Here is a 20,741-nt window from a genome sequence, read left to right on the forward strand (position 1 = left end):
GAATCGGTATTATACAGCCCGCATGATGCCCGACCAGCAAGGAGCTTGCATGTCCTCATATCGGATTAACGCCCTCACCACGTGGGCTGCCCAACAAAATGGCCTAATCAAGGCCGATATTTCGCTTTCCTCCGCCGTGGGTGACGCGAGTTTTCGGCGCTATTTTCGCCTAACGCTACCCGACGGCACCACCCAAATGGTCATGGATGCACCTCCAGAGCAAGAGGACTCCCAGCCGTTTGTGGCGATCGCCAAGCGATGGCGCAGCGCCGGGCTACCGGTTCCCAAGGTGCACGCCACCAACCTAGCGGAGGGTTTTCTTCTGCTAGAAGACTTGGGCAATACGCCGCTACAGCGTTTATTTAGCGACGACGCTACCACACAGACTTACCATGCGCAGGCTCTCACGCTGATCGCCGAGCTGCAAAACCGCGCAAACCCTGACTCACTACCTGCTTATGATGCGGCGCTGCTGGGCCGCGAGCTCGACCTATTTCCCGAGTGGTGTCTCAGCGCTTGGTTAACGCTGTCACCTCCAGAAAGCTGGCAAGCCATTCGCGAGCAGCTTATCCAGCACGCCTTAGCGCAGCCGGTGGTCACTGTGCACCGTGATTATGATGCCATGAACCTGATGATGCACGATCAGCGTCTGTTTATGATCGACTTTCAAGACGCCGTGGCGGGTCCGCTCAGCTACGATGTGATCTCACTGCTGCGGGGGCGCTACTGCCGCTTTAGCAGCGAAAAGTTTGCCGATTTTGTCGAGACATTTTATCACCAGGCTCTCCGCGATGGCCGACTCACTAGCAGCGTCGATTTTGCCACTTTTCTCTCCCAATGCCACGCCATGGCCGCCCAGCGCTCGCTAAAAGTACTGGGGATTTTCTGCCGTTTAACCCTGCGTGATCAAAAAAGTGGTTATCTGGAACGCTTACCGCACTTTCTTGATCATCTGGAAGATAGTCTCTCTGCGCTCTCCTTCTCCAATGTACCCGAGAAGGTGGCGTTCGCAGAGTGGGTCAAACTCACCTTACGGCCTGCCATTATGAAACGACTAGCGGAAATGCCGTCATGAAGGCGATGATTTTAGCCGCAGGCCTAGGCAAGCGGATGCGCCCACTCACTGACCACTGCCCCAAGCCGCTGTTGCCCGTCGCTGGCAAGCCGCTGATCGTGCACCACCTGGAGCGTCTTCGCGAGGCGAATATTCATGAGGTCGTCATCAACGTCAGCTACCGTGCAGATCAGATTATTGACGCGCTCGGCGACGGTGACGCCTATGGGCTGCGCATTCACTGGAGTCGGGAAACAGCGCCGCTGGAAACCGGCGGCGGCATTCAGCAAGCGTTGCCGCTACTTGGCGAGTCGCCGTTTCTGTTAGTCAACGGTGACGTTTGGTGCGCGGCACTACCCGCCCAACACGCACTCCATGGCGACGATTTGGCGCATTTGGTACTGGTGGAAAACCCTTCACACCACTTGAATGGGGATTTTGGACTAGCGGAAGGACGCATTAATCTAACCAGCACCGAGCGATTGACCTACGCGGGAATCGGCGTGATTCACCCCGCCCTGTTAGCCGGTCAACCCCAGGGCGCCTTTGCCTTGGCGCCACTGCTCAGAGCTGCCATTGATAACCATCGGGTAAGCGGTGAATGCTACACAGGGCCATGGGTCGATGTAGGAACCCCCGAACGACTGGCCGCACTGGAAAACCAGCTACAGGGCAAAAGAGGTTAACCTATGCTTCTTCGCTATTTACGTGAAGCCATCGCTGACACGCCACGGGTTGCGGTCTATGGCACGCTCAAGCAAGGTTTCAACAATGCCTACTGGTTAAAAAGCGCCACTCTGCTCGGAAGTGACATTACCCCAGTGCTCACGCTCTACGATATCGGCCCCTACCCCGGCGCCAAATGGCAACCGTCAAAAGGGGTCACAATAGAAGTTTATCGGATCAACGTCGACCACCTAGCCCAGCTAGACCGGTTAGAGGATTACCGCATTGATGCACCGTCCGAGGGGGAATATGTCCGCCAGCAGATAACCACCTGCTTTGGCCTAGCCTGGGTGTATCTTTACAATCCGAGCGTGGTGGGCAAACCAGCTATCTATGAGGGTGGTTGGCGCATGCCGAACAGTAGCAATGTTCAACAGCGGCGCTGAGAAGAGGCGCGCAGGCCAAGAAATGTTATGCTGCGCGACTTACCTTTCGTCGCCTAGATGAGGAGAGCAGCGTGAAAGCACGGGTAAAATGGACAGAAGGCCGCCAATTCGTGGCGGAATCCGGTAGCGGGCACAGCGTTGTGATCGATGGCCCGCCCGACCACGGCGGCCGTAATACGGGGCCTCGCCCAATGGAAATGCTGCTGATGGGCATGGGTAGTTGCACCGCTTTTGATATCTTGAATATTCTTGATAAAGCACGTGCCGATGTGACCGACTGCGTCGCTGAGCTAGACGCCGAACGCGCCGATGAAGTGCCCGCCGTATTTACCAAGATCCACGTCCATTTCGTGGTAACCGGCCGCGCGCTGAAAGAAAAACAGGTTGCCCGCGCGGTTGAACTCTCCGCTGAAAAATATTGCAGTGCATCGATCATGCTCGTTAATGGCGGCGTTAAGATTACCCATTCCTTTGAGATTATTGAGGAGGCTCGGACGTGACAGACAATCTCCGGCTGCACGGATTTAACAACCTGACCAGCTCGCTGAGCTTCAACATTTACGATATCTGTTATGCCAAGACCGAAGAGCAGACGGCGGCCTACATCGACTATATCGATGAGCTCTATAACGCCGAGCGTTTGACCCAGATTCTTAAAGACGTCACCAACATCATTGGCGCCCATGTGCTCAATATCGCCCGCCAGGACTACGAGCCCCATGGCGCGAGCGTAACGATTTTGATTGCCGAACATGAGCTTGATGAGGCGGCACCGGAGCAAATTCAACCAGGCCCCGGCCCGCTACCGAAGACGGTGGTTGGGCACCTGGATAAAAGCCATGTTACGGTGCATAGCTACCCAGAGTCGCACCCCGACAACGGTATCAGCACCTTCCGCCTGGATATCGATGTTTCCACCTGTGGACATATCAGCCCGTTAAAAGCACTGAACTACCTGATCCATAGTTTCGACTCCGACATCGTTACCATGGATTACCGGGTGCGCGGCTTTACCCGCGATGTGGATGGCAAGAAACTGTTTATCGATCACGGTATTACTTCCATTCAAGATTATCTCGCTGAAGACACCAAACATGCGTATCAGATGATGGACGTGAACGTGTATCAGGAAAACATGTTCCACACCAAGATGCTGCTCAAAGACTTCGAACTGGATAACTACCTGTTCGGCACGTCGCGTCGCGACATTACCTTTGAAGAAGCCCGCGACATCGAGGGTCGTCTGCGTAAAGAAATGCTGGAAATTTTCTACTCCCGCAACTTGGATTAAGCCCCTAATCTGGGCTCAACGCAGCACCGGAAAACCAAAAGCCAGCTAATGCTGGCTTTTTTTATGACTGTCGCGAGTGATTAATAAACCCCAGGTTCGCCTTCGGGGCGGGTCTTAAAACGCCGATGTAGCCATAGATACTGCTCGGGGTGCTTGCGAATGGCCAGTTCAATAAACTGGTTGACCCGCGTGGCATCGGCCACTTCATCACCGCTGGGAAACCCTTCCAGGGCCGGCAGGCTTTCAATGGTATAAGTGGCATTATCCGGGTTGCGGTGAAACATCATCGGCACCACTGATGCGCCGGTCATACGGGCAAGCTTGGCCGTTAAGCGAATAGTGGCGGCCTGCTGGCCAAATAGCGGCGCGAATACGCTCACATCGCGGCCAAAATCCTGATCTGGTGAGTACCACACCATGCGGCCCGCCTTGAGCTGACGCACAGCCCCACGCAGATCGTAACGGTCAATGGCGACACCAAAATTGCGCCCGCGGGCTCGTGTCATAAAGCGTTCAAACAGCGGGTTGTTATGCGGGCGATAAACCGCATCGGCGGAGAAAAAAAGTGCATGCAGCGCCCCCCCTAAATCAAGAGAAGAGAAATGAACCCCCACAATGATCACACCTTTACCCTTGGCCTCGGCGTGGGCCATATGCTCTTCGCCGATGTAAGCGACACGGTGGCGCAGGCTTTCGCCATCGCGACACCAACCGGTTGCGGTTTCAATCAGTCCAATGCCATTGGCAATAAAGGTATCTCTGACAAGCTGATGCTGTTGTTCGGGGCTCTTTTCGGGAAAACAGAGCGCTATATTGGTTTCAGTGATATGGCGGCGCCGTTTGGCAAAGCGCCAGGCGAGTAGTCCAAGCCCTTTGCCAATGGCCATTTTTAATCGCCAAGGCAACCAGGCAGCGATATACATAGCACCAATACCGAGCCATGTGGGCCAGTAACGCGGGTGGGCAAACGAGCGCGGGTAACGTGATTTTGACATGCAAACAACCGTTTAAGCAGAACGCCCATGATAACGCCGCGGCGCCCGAGGCAGTACCCCTGTTAGCAGCGTATAGCTGATGGTATCGCAGTAGCGGGCCACTTCATCCACCGACAGCACCTCCCCGTTGCTGGCCCTGCCCCACAATACAACGTCGCTGCCAATCGCGGCATTGGGGACGTCCGTCACATCAACGGTCAACATATCCATGGAGACTTTACCGGCAATCGCGCAGCGCTGGCCGTTGACCAGTACCGGTGTGCCATCGCGGGCATGGCGGTCGTAGCCATCGCCGTAGCCGCAGGCAACCACGGCAATGCGTGAGCGCCTCGGTGCGCGCCAGCGCCCGCTATAGCCCACGGGCTCACCCTCCTCCAGCTCACGCAAGGCAATGATTTCCGAGCGCAGGGTCATCACGGGCTGCAGCTGCTGGGTGATTTCATTGGCGACTTCCAAGGGGTCGCTGCCGTAAAGCATCACACCTGGCCGGTTCCAGTCGCCATGGGCCACTGGCCACGCCAGGGTAGCCGGTGAGTTGGCCAAACACAGCGGCGCTTTTAGCTCGCTAGCAAGCCCCTGAAGACGCGCCATTTGCTGGTTGAAGTAACGGTTATCGCGGGAATCGGCGCTGGCAAAGTGGCTCATGAGATGGAGCGAAGACACGCTCGGAGCGGCGCTAAGCTGACGCCAGATGGCAGCGGCCTCGTCGATGTCGAAGCCCAGGCGGTGCATGCCGGAGTCAACTTTCAACCAGACGGGAATTGGCTTTTTAGGTGAAGCCGCTAGCAGGACATCGACTTGCCACTGACTGTGAACCGTAATCCAGAAGCCGTGGGTGTCCACCAGCGTCAGCTCGTCGGCGCTGAAGATGCCTTCCAATAGGATAATGGGTTGGGTAATGCCGCCCTGGCGCAGGGTAAGGGCCTCCTCAATACAGGCGACGGCAAACGCCGGGGCTAGGTGCTCCAGCGCCTGGGCGCAGGCCAGCGCGCCATGCCCATACCCATCTGCTTTGATCACTGCCACTGAGCGGCTTTGCGGCGCGCAGCGACACGCCAATTGATAGTTGTGACGCAGCGCGTCCAGATCAATGTCAGCCACAAGGGGGCGCATGTACTCTCTCACTTACCTGATTTAGCAATAAAAAACCGAGTAAGCGCTCAATGGCACTCGCTCGGCTTAGAGGGGTGTTGCGCTTTGCACTCGCCGAAGCTTCACTTAGGTTTCAAACAGCGCTTCAAGAGAAAGCCCCTGTTTTTCCAATGCACGACGTAGTTTCTTGAGTGCTTCGACCTGTATCTGGCGCACCCGCTCACGGGTTAAACCAATTTCGGCACCCACTTCTTCCAGAGTTGCAGACTCGTGGCCACGTAAGCCAAAGCGGCGGACAACCACTTCGCGTTGTTTTTCGCTCAGCTCATCCAGCCACAGATCCACATGCTCTTTGACATCGCCATCCACCAGGCGTGCCTCTGGGCCTTGAACCTCATCGTCAGCCAACGTATCAATCAGCGGCTTATCACTCTCGCCACCCATGGGGTAGTCGACCGACGACACTCGCTCATTAAGGCCGAGCATCTTTTTCACCACATCGACCGGTTTATCAAGGTGATCAGCGATCTCTTCGGCGGTAGCTTCATGATCAAATTTTTGGGTTAATTCCCGCGCCGCACGCAGGTAAATATTGAGTTCTTTGACTACGTGAATGGGCAAGCGGATCGTTCGCGTCTGGTTCATCAGCGCCCGTTCGATGGTTTGGCGGATCCACCAAGTGGCGTAGGTCGAGAAACGGAAGCCCCTTTCGGGATCAAACTTCTCTACCGCGCGAATCAAACCCAAATTGCCCTCTTCGATCAAATCCAGCAACGTCAAGCCGCGGTTCAGATAGCGGCGGGCTATTTTCACTACCAGCCGCAGGTTGGATTCAATCATCCGCGAGCGACCCAAAGGGTCACCTTTACGCGCCAAGCGGCCGTAGTAAACTTCTTCTTCTGGCGTTAGCAGTGGCGAAAAGCCGATTTCGTTGAGGTAGATTTGCGTTGCATCCAAGCTTTGGGTCGATTGACGATCCTCACGCCCTAGCGCCTTCTCGAAAGCATCTTCTTCTACCGCAACATCGTCGTCGGTATCATCAAGTGCCTCCTCGGCAGCGTCCAGGTCAACCTCCTGTAGGTCTTTCTCCAACATACTCATGGCCTTACCCCTCGTTTGTCGCCTACCCGCCATTTATAAAGTCAAAGGAGTGCACGCTAAGACGCACACCATATTGTTATGTGACGATTGTTATATGACGCTCGAATATAGCCATTCGGGCAACATCCAGGTTAAACGCTGTTTACTCGCTCTACCGGTGAGTGCACTAACGGTTAGGCAGAAAGTCCATGGGATCTTGAGGTTGCCCATCACGACGAACCTCAAAGTGTAATCTGACGTTTTCTGCATCGCTATCCCCCATCGTGGCGATAACTTCGCCAGCCTCTACTACGTCATTTTCACTGACTCGTAGGCTGTCGTTATGGGCATACGCACTAAGGAATTGGTCGTTGTGTTTGAGAAGGATCAGGTTGCCATAGCCTCTTACGCCACTGCCCGCATAGACCACGATACCAGGGCCTGCCGCTTTAACAGGTTGCCCCTTTTTACCAGCGATATCAATCCCGGCGGTGATGCTATCACCCTGCCCATATGCCCCGACGACATTGCCATCGGCAGGCCACTGCCAAGCAATGGTTTCGGCAGGCGTATAGGTACGTGAAGAGCGATCTACGCTGGCGCTTTGTGTGGCTGGAGCAGCTTCGGGCTGTGGTTCTGGCTCTGAGACTGGCTGCGACTCTGGCGCTTGTTCAGGTTCTGATGATGGCTGAGGTGCCGGTTGTTGGGCGGGCTCAGGATCAACTGCCGCGACCACTTCTGGCTGAGGGGAGGAGGACGGCTCATCAGCTTCCTGCTCTGCGGCATTGCGTTCAGCGGTTAGGCGCTGGTTACGCTGAATAGCCGACTCATCTGGCAGCAACCAATCCAGCTCCTGGTCATCACTCGCCACTGAGGCCGCCTGCGGATTCAACCCGGTCGCCACAGCGCCTCCACCTCGTGAGGTATCAGCAGGCTGGTTACTGGCCATTGATGCCGACGCCGCATCCTCACGCAGGGCAATCGTTTGCCCCGGCCGAATTTGGTAGGGCGGATCAATATTATTCATTGCTGCGAGCTGGCGATAATCCATATTGTGCTGCCACGCAATGCCATACAGGGTATCGCCTGCTTTGACCGTATATTGGGGGGATTTTTCAACCGCCTGACGTGCTTGGCTTAAATCGCGCACTTGGGGGCTTCTGCCTTGCTGGCTGGCACAGCCAGCAATGGCGAGTGTCAGCACCGACATCATTAGTACTTTAGGTAGATAACCTTTATGCATACAAACCTACTCCTTTTCAGCGCCAAGCTGGGTATCGATTGGCCGACGATCCGCATGTCGGTTGAGCAAAACGACAATGAGAGCACCCACAGCCATTAGCGCGATAACACCGGCTACTTGTGCCGAAGCACCGGTCAATACGGCATAGTCGGCGGGTAATAAATAGCGGTATTCCAGAGGTATCATTTGCCCTTCTGGCCCAATTTGGTAGCGTAATAGCTCGCGCCATGGCCAGAGAACCGGTAGCGAACCGACAATAAACCCCAGCAGCAGTTGCATCGTTGAGGTGTGGTGGCGCCGTAACAGCCAGGACAAGAGCCGTGAAAAAAGCGCCAATCCCACCATACAACCCATGCCAAACAGCACAATAATGCCCATATCCAGACTGCGAATTGCGCCCATAATGGTGCCGTAGAGACCCATAGTCAGCAACAGAAAGCTGCCTGACACGCCCGGCAATAGCATGGCGCTAATCGCGATACAGCCTGCCATCATCACTACCAGCGCTTCATTACCAATTAATAACACCAGCGGCATCATGCCGGGCAACGCTTGTGCTAGCACTAACCCCACCAGTAGCGGCACTAAATACCACAGCTTCCAGCCATTGCTCGCCTGCCCTACCACCAATGCAGAGGCAGCCACCAGGCCAAAAAAGAACCCATCCAGCAGCAGCGGGTGTGCTTCCATCAACCAGAGCGCTAAATGCGCTACGCTAAACAGACTAACCGCGACCCCCGCCAGCAACGGCACCAGAAAGGCGAGATTCAAATGGTTACTCAGGGCCCGCCAGCCGCCGCGGCGCCAAGCGCCAATGGCACTGGGGCCAAACTGCTTGATCGTGTTGATCAGCTCTTCATAAATACCGCTGATAAACGCAATCGTTCCTCCCGATACGCCGGGTACCGCGTCGGCGGCGCCCATCCCTGCGCCTCGTAAAAATATTCCTAAGGGTTGCCGCTTCAATCCACTACTCCTTGCAGTAAGGGTACAAAACGCACGGGCTCGAGCCGACGTTTTTCAAAGGCACTGCCAATGCGCTTTACCTGCGTAAGCCACTGGCTGCCGTCGGGCTCTTCCAACGGAGCGATCAGCACCCCGTCGTGGCTCAATTGCTCTAGTAGCGCTGTAGGCAGCGTATGAGCACAGGCGGTTAACAAAATAACGTCAAATGGCGCGGCGTCAGGCCAACCATAGCCGCCGTCTGCCACCGCCAGAGTGGCAGGTGCCGCTAGCCGTCTTAAACGCTCTGCCGCACGCTCATGTAGCGCACTGATGCGCTCAATGGAATAGAGTTCTTGGACCAAGCGCGACAGTATTAACGTCTGATAGCCAGACCCTGTCCCCAGTTCCAATACCCTGAGCGGCTCGGCGCGCAGCACAAGCTCCGTCATGCGCGCCACGATGAAGGGCTGCGACAGCGTTTGGCTAAAGCCAATCGGTAGTGCGGTATCTTCATAAGCCCGATGAGCCAGCGCTTCATCAACAAACAGATGACGCGGCTCTCTGGCCATGATTTCCAGCACTCGGGCATCGCTGATGCCCTGCTGCATGAGGCGCTCGACCATGCGGTCACGGGTACGCTGGGAGGTCATACCACGACCGCGCAGCTCTCCTGGAGAGATATCAGGCAAAAACATCCAACCATTCCTGCACATCGTTAAGCGCGGGGTACCGCGTGAGGTCTGTTTGTAGGGGAGTAATCGACACATAGCCCGCCTCGACGGCAGCAAAATCGGTATCATCACCGTCATCGGCATTGGCCGCTACCGGCGCAATCCAGTAGCGCGTACGCCCCCGAGGGTCTTCTACCGCTAACGGTTTCTCGGCTGGGCCACGATAGCCTAAACGGGTCACTTTTACGCCTTTAATCTCCTCCCAGGGCACATCGGGCACATTGACATTTAGCAGCGTTCGCGGCGGTAGCGAGAGCTGATCAGCGGCGCCAATCAAGGTGGCAGCCACCCTGGCGGCGGTGGCGAAATGGCGCTCGCCACACAGCGACATGGCAATCGCCGTCATACCCAAATTGCGCCCCTCCATTGCCGCCGCGACGGTGCCTGAATAGAGCACATCGTCACCCAGATTACTGCCGTGATTAATGCCTGAGATGACTAAATCAGGTTTTTCGTCCCATACGCCATGAACGCCCAAATAGACGCAGTCCGCGGGCGTGCCATCGACGCTATAAAAGCCGTTATCCAGCGGCGTCAACGAGAGTGGCCGTGACAAAGTGAGCGAGTTGCTGGCACCACTACGGTCTCGGTCAGGAGCCACTACGCGAATATTGGCATGGGCCAACAGCGCATCGTGCAGCGCACGCAGTCCCGGCGCGTGAACACCATCATCATTTGAAAGCAGTAGTCGCCGCATGGCGGGTCTCCTTGATCATAAGCGCGTAACGTGGCGGCTTATACCCATCACTTTTACTAACCGCTAGGCCTTATTAGTTACACAGCGCTAACGACTGAGTCCACCCACGGCTATCAGTTCGCTAACATCAGCTCCCCCAGCACGGCAGTGGCAAAGCTACCCCGAGGCAGTGCAAACGAAAGCCGGACGGCACCAGACTCCCTGGTAAGCTGAGGATCCAGCAGCCGCATACGCAGTGCACGGCGCGCCTGCTTTACTCCGCTGCGCTCTAAGCCACTGCACAGGCCAGGGTAGTGCTCAAGCAGACGAGCTTCATAGTCAGCGGCGTCGCCCTGGTCTGCTTCACCAACGCCCCAAAGCACCCCAGTGGGATGCACATCCAATTCAGCGGCACGGGCCTGTAGGGTCGCATCGGAGGCGTCGATACGAAACACGCTTTGCGTGCCATCCAGCATCAACGTATCGCCTGCCAGCGGCTGCGACCAGGTGCCATCCGCAATGCGCGCGCTGAGCAATTCGTTAAACAAAAAACTGCGCGCCGTGGAGAGCATCATACCCTGGCGATCATCGCGTTTGCGCCAACCTCGGTAAAGTAATGCTTCGGCACGCTGAAGATTACGCCCTTCAGGCCCAAAGCGCTGGGGGCCAAAATAGTTAGGCACGCCATACTGACAAAGGGCTTCCCAGCGACCCACAAAATCTTCGCTCTCAATGGCCTCACCGCTCAGACGCAACACAAACCGATTAGTGCGGTGAACGCCACGCTTCAACTTCCGTGGATGCCGCGCCTGTTCAACCACCGTAATGCCTAGCGCTTGAAGGGACTGCTCAAGCTCTGGCGGCGCGTCGCGGCCGGGTAGATGCACGCTCAGCCACTGGCGTGTGACGGCAATACGGTCCTTCATGCCAGAATAACCAATATCGCGGGGTGTCACGCCGCAAAGCCGGCTTAAGGTCTTGACGACATCCAACGTGGTTTGATTGCGCTTTTCAACTCGCAGCCACAGATGTTCACCGTGTGCCTCGGGGGTAAAATCAAGCTGTTCATCGACCCAGAAGTCTTCCGGCTGTGCACGGTACTGTCCAGGCTTGGGAGAGCCAAATTGAGCATCTAAACAGCGCTGCCATTCAGGCATATTAATCATTAAGCGTCTCGGTAAGGTTAAGCAGCACCACAGCTTCCGCGGCGATGCCTTCACCGCGTCCGGTGAAACCTAATCGTTCGGTGGTGGTGGCTTTAACATTGACCTGACCAAGCGCGACCCCAAGATCAGCGGCAATAACCTCCCGCATTGCCTCGATATGCGGCGCCATTTTCGGCGCTTGGGCCATCAGCGTGGTGTCGACATTGACCACTCCATAGCCCTGGCCTTGAATAAGCGTGACCACATGACGCAACAGCTCGCGGCTGTCGGCCCCTGCCCACGCGGAATCAGTATCGGGAAAGTGGCGGCCAATATCGCCCAGCGCACAGGCGCCCAACAGTGCATCACTGACAGCGTGGAGCAGCACATCACCGTCGGAGTGGGCCACAAAGCCGTGTTCAAACGGAAGTTTAACCCCGCCGATCATTAAATGATCGCCGGGGCCGAAGCGATGTACATCGAATCCGTGGCCGATACGCATTATGAACTCCTAATGATTAAAGCCCGCCGGACGCGCTAGTGGTTTGGGCCGCCATAATCGCGGCTGCAAGCGCCAAGTCATCCGGGTGGGTAATTTTCAGGTTGTCGCGGCGCCCGCTTACCAACTGTGGGCATTCGCCCAGGGCTTCAACCGCCGAAGCTTCATCGGTCACCAGCGTTTGCTGCTGGCGGGCGGTCTCCAGCGCTCGCCGCAGCAGCGCGTAGCGAAAGCCTTGGGGCGTTAGCGCGTGCCACAAGCCATCCCGGGGTTCGGTTTGTGCACTCTGACACTGGTCATCGGCGCGTTTCATGGTATCCGCCACCGGCATCGCCAAGAGCGCGCCTGCAGGGTGCGTCGCAGCGGCCTGATACAGCGCCTGGAGATCACCCAAGGTAATACAGGGACGGGCCACATCATGCACCATTACCACGTCATCATCGTCGGCCGCCATGGCATGCAGTGCATTTAACACGCTGTCCATTCGTTCGCTACCGCCCGCCACACGCTGCCAATCAGTAAAAGGCACCCAGCGTGGCGAAAACCAGTGGTCGTCGGCATCCAAACAGAGCACCAAGCGAGCACTAGGAAAAGCGCTATGAAGGCGCGCCAAGGTATGCGCCAGCACCGGCTGCTCGTCGGCCAAGGTCAAATACTGTTTGGGTTTGTCGGCGCCCATGCGGCGTCCTTGACCTGCCGCGGGAACAATTAACCAGGTTTGACTCACTGCGGTGGCTCCTGGGGAGCGACTAGCCCTGCATTGATGCCGATCAACTCATTTTGGATCGCTACCCCCGGCACCCAGAAGAACTGTTCGTCGGTGCGTACCATACCCATATCGCTGCGGGCACGCTCCTCAATGGCGTCTAACCCGGTTTTTAAGTCCGTCACTTCGGCCGCCAGCCGCGCATTGCGCTCGCGCATGGGCACATTGGCCGCCTCTTGCACCGCAACCCGCTGCTCCACGTGCTGCAAATCGCGCCAGCCGCCGTTGCCCAACCACAGCTCGTATTGGAGCAGCGCTAAGACAGCGAGCAATGTCATCACTAACCATTTGCGCATCACTGCTCTCCGATAACCTATCTCTTCCAGCCTATCGACCAGGCTAAAAATATAAAATGACGTATTAAAACAGCGGTTGTTTCAAATAGACGCGCTGATTGGCGCGCATTATGCCATCAAGGCGCACCACCAGCGAGCCGCGCATCATTTAAATAACAGCTTAAATAACTACTTAAATGGCAGCGCTTGATAGGCCGCATCACGGTAGGCGCTGACATGCTCGCCCTCTTCATGACAAAACTGGGCAACACCGGCGGCAAGCCCTGGGTGGCTAATATAGTGCAGTGAGCGCACGCGCTGGGGTGCAAACCCGCGCACCAGCTTGTGCTCGCCCTGGGTGCCTGGGTCAAACAGCGTTAAGCCACGCTGCAAGCAGTACTCAATGCCTTGGTAATAACACGCCTCAAAATGCAGGCAATCGGCAACGACTTCACTCCCCCAGTAACGCCCATAGAGTGTGCTAGTGCCACGAAAATAGAGCGCAGCCGCCACCGGGCGCTCTTCAACGTAGGCTTGTACCAGCATCAGCGCGTCGGGCATGGTTTGGCGCAGGCGCTCAAAAAAGTCATGGTTTAAATAAGGCGGGCGGCCTCGTTCATGGTAGGTAATCGCATAGCAGCGATAGAAATGCGCCATATCCGCTGATGTAATCGCATCGCCTTCCCGGCGCGCTACCTGTAAACCCTGCTCGGCGACCAAGCGTCGCTCACGCTTGATCATTTTGCGCCGCTTAGAGGTCAGGCTGGATAGAAAGCCCTCAAAATCACCAAAGCCACAATCACGCCACTGAAACTGTACCCCTTCACGGGTGATCAGTTCCGGGCACTGGGCCTGCCAGGCGGTAACATCCGATTCATCGGCAAACAGCAAGTGCCAGCTAGACAGCTCAAGGTTTTCGCACTGTTCACGCCAAGCCTCGGCCAGCAAAGCGCGCACGGCACTGGCATCGGCGTGGCTGGCGATTAGCGTGCGCGCGCCTGGCACCGGCGTGAACGGTACCGCACTGAGCGCTTTGGGGTAGTAGCGGCCACCGGCGCGTTCTAGCGCTTCTGCCCAGCCCCAATCAAACACATACTCGCCGTAGGAGTGATGCTTGCGATACATGGGCAGCGCCGCGACCAGTTGCTCGCCTTGCCATACACTCAAATGGCACGGCTCCCAGCCTGTAGCGACGCTGACAGAGCCACTGGCCTCCAGGGCGTGTAAAAAACCATGACGTAAAAAGGGCTGATCATCATCGACCAGTGAATCCCACTGACTTGCCGTAACGGCCTCAATGGTGGGTAGAATAGTGATCGACAGTGGGGGCAACGGCATAGCACCTTTCCGAGTGTGTGGGGCTAAAATGCCACTTTACACTAACTGTTTATATAAACCGTTTACACTAACTATCCACACCTTTTATCTATATCTACTGACTGCATCAACGGGCTGTACCAACGAAAGCGGATGCGAAGCTTAGTTTGCACTGTACTGCACCATGCCACGCCGGTAACGGCATATAAGGAGAGGCCATGACGCGCGATCTGACGGGTGACTTTCAAACGCAGCGCCAGGCTGCCGACCAAACGCCCTATCCGACGCTAACGGAGCGCCGTGACCGGCTGGCCCGCCTCGCGCGTATGACCAAGCATCACCAGCTTGAGATTATCCGCGCAATTCAAACGGATTTTGGTCAGCGCAGCGACGTGGAAATACGTATAGCTGAAATCAGCGCGGTGCTCCACGCTATTCGCCACTCCAGACTGCATCTATGGCGCTGGATGCGCCCCCGGTCGGTGAACGTAGCGTGGCGATTGTTGCCTGCCCGGGCACGCATCGCACCGCAACCGTTGGGCGTTATCGGCGTGATGTCGCCCTGGAATTACCCCTGGAGTTTGGCACTAATGCCAATAGTGGATGCGTTTGCAGCGGGCAATGTGGTGATGCTTAAGCCTAGCGAGCACTCCCCTGCCACCAGCGCTCTGCTGAAACAACTGGTGCCGCAATACTTTTCTCCCGAAGAGTTCAAAGTAGTGGAAGGCGATGTGGATGTGGCGCGTCGTTTTAGCGGTTTGCCGTTCGATCACTTAGTGTTCACCGGCTCCAGCGCGGTAGGCCGGCAAGTGGCCCAAGCAGCCGCGGCGAACTTGACCCCAACGACACTCGAATTAGGCGGCAAGTCGCCCGCTATCGTGGCAGGGGATGCGGATTTTGCTAAAGCGGCAGCGGATATTATTTTTGGTAAAGGCATGAACGGCGGGCAAACCTGTATCGCCCCCGACTATGTGCTGGTTGAGAGCCGCCATATTAGTGCCTTGGTTAAAGCGTTGAGCGAGGCTATTCAACGGCAGCGCCCCGACGACCATGCAGCCACCCACGCGATTAACGCGGCCCACCAGCAGCGGCTAGATACCATGCTGCAAGAAGCCCAAGACCATAGCTGCAGAGTCGTCGATCACGGACCTCATGCGCCTGCGCTGATTATCGACCCTCACCAGGGGCTACAGATGATGCGCGAAGAGATTTTTGGCCGCTGTTTACCGGTCATTGGCGTAAGCGATATGTCAGCGGCAATACGTTATGTGAACGCCCGCCCTCACCCGTTAGCACTGTATGCCTTTACAAATGATAAGGGCTTACAACAGCAGTTGCTGCAAACAACACGCTCTGGCGCGCTGGTGTTTAATGCCACGCTGCTTCATCACGCCGTTCCTTCACTGCCCTTTGGCGGCGTTGGCGAGAGCGGCATGGGTGCTTACCATGGCCGTCACGGCTTTGAGCGTTTTAGCCACATGCGCAGCGTTTTTTATCAAGCCAAACGAACCACTAGCCGCCTACTTTACCCACCTTATCGACGCTGGCTAATAAAACTTATAGGTCTTGGCTAAAGCTTGTGGGTTAATGACCGATAGATAATTATTCATTGGTATAACTCTTGTACGATATATTTACTTAATCCTCTTCGGTGGAAAGGCCATGCAATCCCCAGATACTCATCATAATGAAACACAGCGTCTGGCGGCCTTGCATACTCTACAGGTACTCGATACGCCTCAAGACACGGCTTTTGAGCGGTTGACGCAACTGGCCCGTGACCTGTTCGATGTGCCCATTGCCTTAGTGTCGTTAGTGGATAAAGAGCGCCAGTGGTTTAAATCGCACCAAGGGCTTGAGGTGTGTGAAACCGAGCGGACAGTCTCGTTCTGCGCCTATGCCATCGCCCACGATGGACCGCTGGTCATTGAAGACACCCATAAAGACGCGCGCTTTGCAGACAATCGACTGGTCACAGATTCACCGCATATCCGCTCTTACGCAGGCTACCCACTAAGGCCTCTGGATGGCATGGCCGTTGGCACGCTGTGTATCATTGACCAGCAGCCTCGTCAGTTCAGCGAACGTGATTTAAAGCTACTCGGTAGTTTAGCCGGTCAGGCTGAAGAGCTACTTCGCCTACACAAGCTGCAGTTGGAACTAGCCCACACTGCCCACCGGATGCATAAAGAGCAGAAACTGCTCAAAGTACTCCACCAAGGTATTACCGATTATCCAGCGCTGATGTCGGGAAAACGGTTGTGGGTATTTCTAATGGAGGCGCTGCGTGAGCTTACCGATAGCGGCTACGCGCTGATAGGTGAAGTCCTGCCTACCAACACCACCAATGCCCTTAAAATTCATGCCATCACAGACCTGTCATGGAGTGAGGAGTCGCGCCACCTAATGGAGAGGCTGCGCAGCGGCGATATGACCCTCACTAACCCTAAATCGCTGCTTGGCAACGTATTTGCGTATGGTGAAGTGATCATGACGAATGATGTCCATGGTCACATCAAACGTGGCGGCTTCCCTTCAGGGCATCCGCCACTGCATAACTACCTCGGCGTGCCTATTTTCAGCGGTGAACGGTTAATCGGCATGTACGCTATTGCCAACAGCAAACAGCCGCTGAATCAAGCGCTGCTGGATTGGCTTCAGCCGTTTACCGATACCTGTGCACTGCTGATCAATCTTTATAGCCAAATGGCCGAGCGTGAACAGGTCATGGGCGATCTGGCTGCCGCTAGAGACCAGGCGGAAACTGCCAGCCGGGCGAAAAGTGAATTTCTCTCGTCCATGAGCCACGAGCTACGCACACCGCTCAATGCCATCATCGGTTTTGCCCAAATACTGGCCAATAGCCGCCGGGAACCGCTGGGCGACAAGCAGCATCGCCAGGTCTTGCACATCGAGAGAAGTGGCCAGCATCTGCTTAGCCTAATTAATGAAGTGCTGGATTTGGCCAAGATCGAAGCAGGCCATATGACGCTCTCCATCGAACCGATTATTCTCACCAACGTGTTTAACGACGCCTGCTCCACCTTGGAAGCCAGCGCCGAGGCGGCAGGCATTCGTTTTCGCTACACCTCGCCCAATGACCAATGGCAGGTTAACGCCGACTACACGCGCACCAAACAGATACTGTTAAACCTGCTCTCCAATGCGATTAAGTACAACGGTGCCAACGGCTCAATCGATATTGCCGTGGCCCACTTAGTTGACCATGTACGCATCAGCGTGACCGACACCGGCCCTGGCATTGCACCTGAACGCCAGCACGAGCTTTTTGAACCCTTTAATCGTCTTGATGCAGAAGGCGGCAGCATAGAAGGCTCCGGTATTGGCCTGGCGATTACCCGCGAGCTAGTCGAGCGTATGAACGGAGAAATGGGCGTCGATAGCCAGCTAGGCCAAGGTGCCACCTTCTGGTTTACCTTGCCTACGGCTAACGCAGACGCCGCCGCTAACGAAGTCCCTCCGCCCCATTGGGTTCATACCCAGCCCAGAAACGCCTTTACGCTGCTCTATATTGAAGATAACCCCAACAATCAGCGGCTAATGGAAGATATTATCGAAGAGATAGGCGACATCAAGCTGCAAATTGCACCCAGCGCTGAAATTGGCCTGGAAATAATGCGTCACTGCTCGCCTGCTTTGGTACTAATGGATATCCATCTGCCGGGCATGAACGGCTATCAGGCATTGGAAGCAATGCGCCGCGACCCACAGTTGCAAACGTTGCCAGTGGTCGCCCTCTCGGCCAATGCCATGCCAGGCGACATAAAGCGCGGTTTGGAAGCAGGCTTTAACGCCTATCTCACCAAACCGCTTGAACTTGATAAACTAAAAGCCACCATCGCTCAGTTTATTCAGACTGCGTCAGGGAAGGAACCATGAGCCTTACTGAAAAACACCTGTTAATAGTGGATGACAGCACGATTAACATCGAGCTCATGTTCGATCTTCTTGATGAGTATGGGTTTGAGAATATCCACGGGATCAACGACCCCCGCGAGGTGCTCCCCCACTGCCAGCGCCAGTTACCTGACCTACTGCTGCTGGATATTCGCATGCCGCATTTAGACGGCTACGCGGTCATTGAACAGCTCAGTACGTATTTTGCCGAGCAGATGCCACCGATTATTGTGCTTACCGCCCAAATTGATGACGCCACTCGCCAGCGCGCGCTAGCCATGGGTGTACGTGACTTTATCACCAAGCCTTTTAAGCAGGATGAAGTCTTACAGCGCATCCGTAATACCTTAAACATTGAGCACCGCTACCAAGTACGCGAGAAGCAGGTCGACACTCTCGAACTTATGGTTGCCAAGCGCACCCAGGAGTTAGACCGCCAGTCTCGCACCGACCCCATTACCCAGTTGCCCAACCGCCGTGGATTAAGCCAAGCGCTCCACGCCGCGGCTCTTCAGGCCTCGGGCACAGGGCTACTATTTATCGCTATTGATAAGCTCGATGACGTGGTGCGCCTGCACGGTTACCGGGTTGCCGATCAGCTACTGCGTTTCATTAGCCAGCGGCTTCGTCAACAGCTCGACGCGGAGTGTCTGTTAGGGCTATGGGGGGGAAGCGAGCTGCTCGTCATTACCCCCACAGCAACCCCAGACAAGCTGCTGCACCTGGCCGAGCAGCTACTCGTCTGTTTCGAAAATGATCAGGCGCTGGGAGAGCTTTTACTTCCCCTCAGCGCACGTATCGGCATTAGCGCCGAATCTGGCTATTTTGAGACGGAACGGCTGGTGCATATGGCCGCGTTAGCACTACCTCCTCTAGAATCGCTAAAGGTTCAATACTACACACCCGCGCTCGAGACCAAGCAGCGGCATCGGCTACATATTCAGCAGGCCATCCGTGGTGCCACCGAGCGTGGCGAGATGTCGCTCGCCTTCCAGCCCAAACTATCACTGGCTGACCACAAGATTCTCGGCGCGGAAGCGCTACTACGCTGGCAGCATCCGGAGTTTGGGTTTATATCCCCTGGCGAATTTATTCCGCTGGCAGAGGCCAGCGGTGATATTCTCTGCATAGGCGATTGGGTGCTGGATGAAACCATGCGCTATATCAGCACTTGGCGGGCGCAAGGGCTGCTCAATGACGATTTTCATATTGCGGTGAATGTGGCCGCTCGTCAGTTGACCCGTAAGGACTTTGCCCAACAGTTGCTTGCTCGCCTTGAACAGCGGCAGATTCCCCAGCGCTTCCTGGCCCTGGAAGTAACCGAGTCGGGGCTGATGAGCGATATGAACCATGCCCGTCAGCAGCTTGCCCAATTGGCTGACATGGATATCGCCGTCGCCATCGACGATTTTGGCACCGGTCAATCGTCGCTGGCGTATATTAAAACGCTGCCGTTCTCGACGCTCAAAATAGATCGCGCCTTTGTGATGGACTTGGAAACCAGCGCAATTGACCGCCAACTGGCCCAAACCATTACCCAGCTTGCCCACAGCGTGGGCTGCGATGTGGTGGCGGAAGGCATCGAGAACTCAGCCCAGGCAGCCTATTTAAGCTCTATCGGCTGTGAAGCAGCGCAAGGTTACTTCTACGCCCGTCCGCTGCCTGCAGAGGCATTTGTGTCTTGGTGCAGCGAATGGAAACCGCTTTTTTCTACCCCTCACACGGAGACCGTTAATGGCTCATGACTTACTTGACCGCTTACGCGAACGCTTAGAAGAACTCAACCGCTCCGAGCGTAAAGTCGCCAATGTAATTCTTGAAGACCCGACGGTCGCCACCAGTCTAAGCATTGCCAGCCTCGCTCAGGCGGCAAGCGTCAGCGAACCCACTGTTAATCGCTTTTGCCGTAACTTTGGTGCCAAGGGCTATCCCGATTTTAAAATTAAACTGGCCCAGAGTTTAGCCGGTGGCACGCCCTATGTGACTCGAGCAGTGGAACCTGGCGACACCGCCACCCAGTACACCCATAAGATTTTTGGCGCTACCATCGCCGCCCTCGATGAAGCCCAGCGCGAAATCGATATGGGCGCCGTTGAGCGCATGGTGGACTACCTCACCCAGGCCAAACAGATCCACATTTTTGGCTTGGGCGCCTCCGGTGCGGTGGCCCAGGATGCCCAGCACAAGTTCTTCCGCTTCAACCTGCCGGTGATGGCTTACATCGATGTGTTGATGCAACGCATGGTTGCCGCCGCTTGCCATACAGGTGATGTGGTGGTGATTATCTCCTACACCGGGCGCACGCGGGAGCTGGTGGATATCGCCCGTTTGGCGAGAGATGCCGGGGCCGTCGTACTCGGGATAACCGCGCCCAACTCACCGCTGGCTAACGAGTGCACTGCCACCCTGGATGTTGCTACCCCTGAAGACACCGACCACTACATGCCGATGACCTCGCGGGTAATTCAGTTAACGCTGATTGACGCGCTAGCCACTGGAGTGACCTTGAGGCGTGGTGAAGACTTTTTACCCCACCTCAAGAAGATCAAAGATAGCCTGCGCGACACCCGCTTTCCGGTGGAAAAGCCTGGGAAGTGAATCG

21 protein-coding genes are annotated in these 20,741 nt (G+C 55.9%); 9 read left to right on the forward strand and 12 right to left on the reverse strand.

All coding sequences use genetic code 11. The annotated features are described in order from the left end of the window. Positions 1–49: 49 nt before the first annotated feature. From QEN58_RS14530 to speD, 5 genes are all read left to right on the forward strand, one after another. Positions 50–1,075, forward strand: coding sequence for an aminoglycoside phosphotransferase family protein (locus tag QEN58_RS14530; protein WP_280104335.1), 1,026 nt, complete (start codon positions 50–52; stop codon positions 1,073–1,075). Beyond that, positions 1,072–1,740: an N-acetylmuramate alpha-1-phosphate uridylyltransferase MurU gene (murU, locus tag QEN58_RS14535; RefSeq protein WP_280104336.1), complete on the forward strand. Its 669-nt coding sequence runs from the start codon at positions 1,072–1,074 to the stop codon at positions 1,738–1,740. The genes QEN58_RS14530 and murU overlap by 4 nt, the downstream gene beginning before the upstream one ends. A gap of 3 nt (positions 1,741–1,743) precedes the next feature. Next, positions 1,744–2,166: a gamma-glutamylcyclotransferase family protein gene (locus QEN58_RS14540; RefSeq protein WP_280104337.1), complete on the forward strand. Its 423-nt coding sequence runs from the start codon at positions 1,744–1,746 to the stop codon at positions 2,164–2,166. Between the two features lie 71 nt (positions 2,167–2,237). Continuing rightward, positions 2,238–2,666, forward strand: coding sequence for an OsmC family protein (locus QEN58_RS14545; protein ID WP_133729881.1), 429 nt, complete (start codon positions 2,238–2,240; stop codon positions 2,664–2,666). Continuing rightward, positions 2,663–3,457, forward strand: a complete 795-nt coding sequence (speD, locus tag QEN58_RS14550; RefSeq protein WP_280104338.1) for an adenosylmethionine decarboxylase — start codon at positions 2,663–2,665, stop codon at positions 3,455–3,457. The genes QEN58_RS14545 and speD overlap by 4 nt, the downstream gene beginning before the upstream one ends. An 80-nt stretch (positions 3,458–3,537) precedes the next feature. Here speD and lpxL read toward each other — a convergent pair whose 3' ends face one another. The 12 genes from lpxL to QEN58_RS14610 all read right to left on the reverse strand — a co-directional run bounded on the left by lpxL (position 3,538) and on the right by QEN58_RS14610 (position 14,242). After that, entirely contained in the window at positions 3,538–4,452 is a 915-nt protein-coding gene (lpxL, locus tag QEN58_RS14555; RefSeq protein WP_280104339.1) for an LpxL/LpxP family Kdo(2)-lipid IV(A) lauroyl/palmitoleoyl acyltransferase, read from the reverse strand. A gap of 12 nt (positions 4,453–4,464) precedes the next feature. Next, the gene (gene alr, locus QEN58_RS14560; protein ID WP_280104340.1) at positions 4,465–5,565 is read right to left on the reverse strand and encodes an alanine racemase; all 1,101 of its coding nucleotides are present in this window, start codon (positions 5,563–5,565) and stop codon (positions 4,465–4,467) included. Between the two features lie 105 nt (positions 5,566–5,670). Further along, positions 5,671–6,645: an RNA polymerase sigma factor RpoS gene (gene rpoS, locus QEN58_RS14565; RefSeq protein ID WP_280104341.1), complete on the reverse strand. Its 975-nt coding sequence runs from the start codon at positions 6,643–6,645 to the stop codon at positions 5,671–5,673. Between the two features lie 166 nt (positions 6,646–6,811). Then, positions 6,812–7,867 (reverse strand): peptidoglycan DD-metalloendopeptidase family protein, encoded by a 1,056-nt coding sequence (locus QEN58_RS14570; protein ID WP_280104342.1) that lies wholly within the window; start codon positions 7,865–7,867, stop codon positions 6,812–6,814. A 6-nt stretch (positions 7,868–7,873) separates the two neighbouring features. Continuing rightward, the gene (locus QEN58_RS14575; protein WP_280104343.1) at positions 7,874–8,833 is read right to left on the reverse strand and encodes a DUF368 domain-containing protein; all 960 of its coding nucleotides are present in this window, start codon (positions 8,831–8,833) and stop codon (positions 7,874–7,876) included. After that, entirely contained in the window at positions 8,830–9,507 is a 678-nt protein-coding gene (locus QEN58_RS14580; RefSeq protein ID WP_280104344.1) for a protein-L-isoaspartate(D-aspartate) O-methyltransferase, read from the reverse strand. The genes QEN58_RS14575 and QEN58_RS14580 overlap by 4 nt, the downstream gene beginning before the upstream one ends. After that, positions 9,494–10,240, reverse strand: a complete 747-nt coding sequence (gene surE, locus QEN58_RS14585; protein WP_280104345.1) for a 5'/3'-nucleotidase SurE — start codon at positions 10,238–10,240, stop codon at positions 9,494–9,496. Before surE ends, QEN58_RS14580 begins: the two co-directional genes overlap by 14 nt. A 113-nt stretch (positions 10,241–10,353) precedes the next feature. Beyond that, the gene (gene truD, locus QEN58_RS14590; RefSeq protein ID WP_280104346.1) at positions 10,354–11,385 is read right to left on the reverse strand and encodes a tRNA pseudouridine(13) synthase TruD; all 1,032 of its coding nucleotides are present in this window, start codon (positions 11,383–11,385) and stop codon (positions 10,354–10,356) included. Then, positions 11,378–11,866: a 2-C-methyl-D-erythritol 2,4-cyclodiphosphate synthase gene (gene ispF, locus QEN58_RS14595; protein WP_280104347.1), complete on the reverse strand. Its 489-nt coding sequence runs from the start codon at positions 11,864–11,866 to the stop codon at positions 11,378–11,380. The genes truD and ispF overlap by 8 nt, the downstream gene beginning before the upstream one ends. Positions 11,867–11,882: 16 nt before the next feature. Next, a complete protein-coding gene (ispD, locus tag QEN58_RS14600; protein WP_280104348.1) occupies positions 11,883–12,590 on the reverse strand; it encodes a 2-C-methyl-D-erythritol 4-phosphate cytidylyltransferase in 708 nt (235 codons plus the stop codon). After that, on the reverse strand, positions 12,587–12,925 hold the full coding sequence (gene ftsB, locus QEN58_RS14605; protein ID WP_280104349.1) for a cell division protein FtsB: 339 nt from the start codon (positions 12,923–12,925) through the stop codon (positions 12,587–12,589). The genes ispD and ftsB overlap by 4 nt, the downstream gene beginning before the upstream one ends. Before the next feature lie 168 nt (positions 12,926–13,093). Then, entirely contained in the window at positions 13,094–14,242 is a 1,149-nt protein-coding gene (locus tag QEN58_RS14610; protein ID WP_280104350.1) for a GNAT family N-acetyltransferase, read from the reverse strand. Between the two features lie 197 nt (positions 14,243–14,439). Between QEN58_RS14610 and QEN58_RS14615 the strand changes: the two genes are divergently transcribed. The 4 genes from QEN58_RS14615 to QEN58_RS14630 all read left to right on the forward strand — a co-directional run bounded on the left by QEN58_RS14615 (position 14,440) and on the right by QEN58_RS14630 (position 20,737). Next, entirely contained in the window at positions 14,440–15,795 is a 1,356-nt protein-coding gene (locus QEN58_RS14615) for an aldehyde dehydrogenase family protein (RefSeq protein ID WP_280104351.1), read from the forward strand. An 88-nt stretch (positions 15,796–15,883) separates the two neighbouring features. Continuing rightward, the gene (locus tag QEN58_RS14620; protein WP_280104352.1) at positions 15,884–18,121 is read left to right on the forward strand and encodes a GAF domain-containing hybrid sensor histidine kinase/response regulator; all 2,238 of its coding nucleotides are present in this window, start codon (positions 15,884–15,886) and stop codon (positions 18,119–18,121) included. Then, a complete protein-coding gene (locus tag QEN58_RS14625) occupies positions 18,118–19,884 on the forward strand; it encodes a two-component system response regulator (protein WP_280104353.1) in 1,767 nt (588 codons plus the stop codon). Before QEN58_RS14620 ends, QEN58_RS14625 begins: the two co-directional genes overlap by 4 nt. Continuing rightward, positions 19,874–20,737 carry a MurR/RpiR family transcriptional regulator gene (locus QEN58_RS14630; RefSeq protein ID WP_280104354.1) on the forward strand — a complete coding sequence of 288 codons (864 nt, stop codon included), beginning with the start codon at positions 19,874–19,876 and terminating at the stop codon, positions 20,735–20,737. The genes QEN58_RS14625 and QEN58_RS14630 overlap by 11 nt, the downstream gene beginning before the upstream one ends. Positions 20,738–20,741: the final 4 nt, after the last annotated feature.

Source organism: Halomonas alkaliantarctica (assembly GCF_029854215.1).
In the GTDB taxonomy this organism is placed as follows: domain Bacteria; phylum Pseudomonadota; class Gammaproteobacteria; order Pseudomonadales; family Halomonadaceae; genus Vreelandella; species Vreelandella alkaliantarctica_A.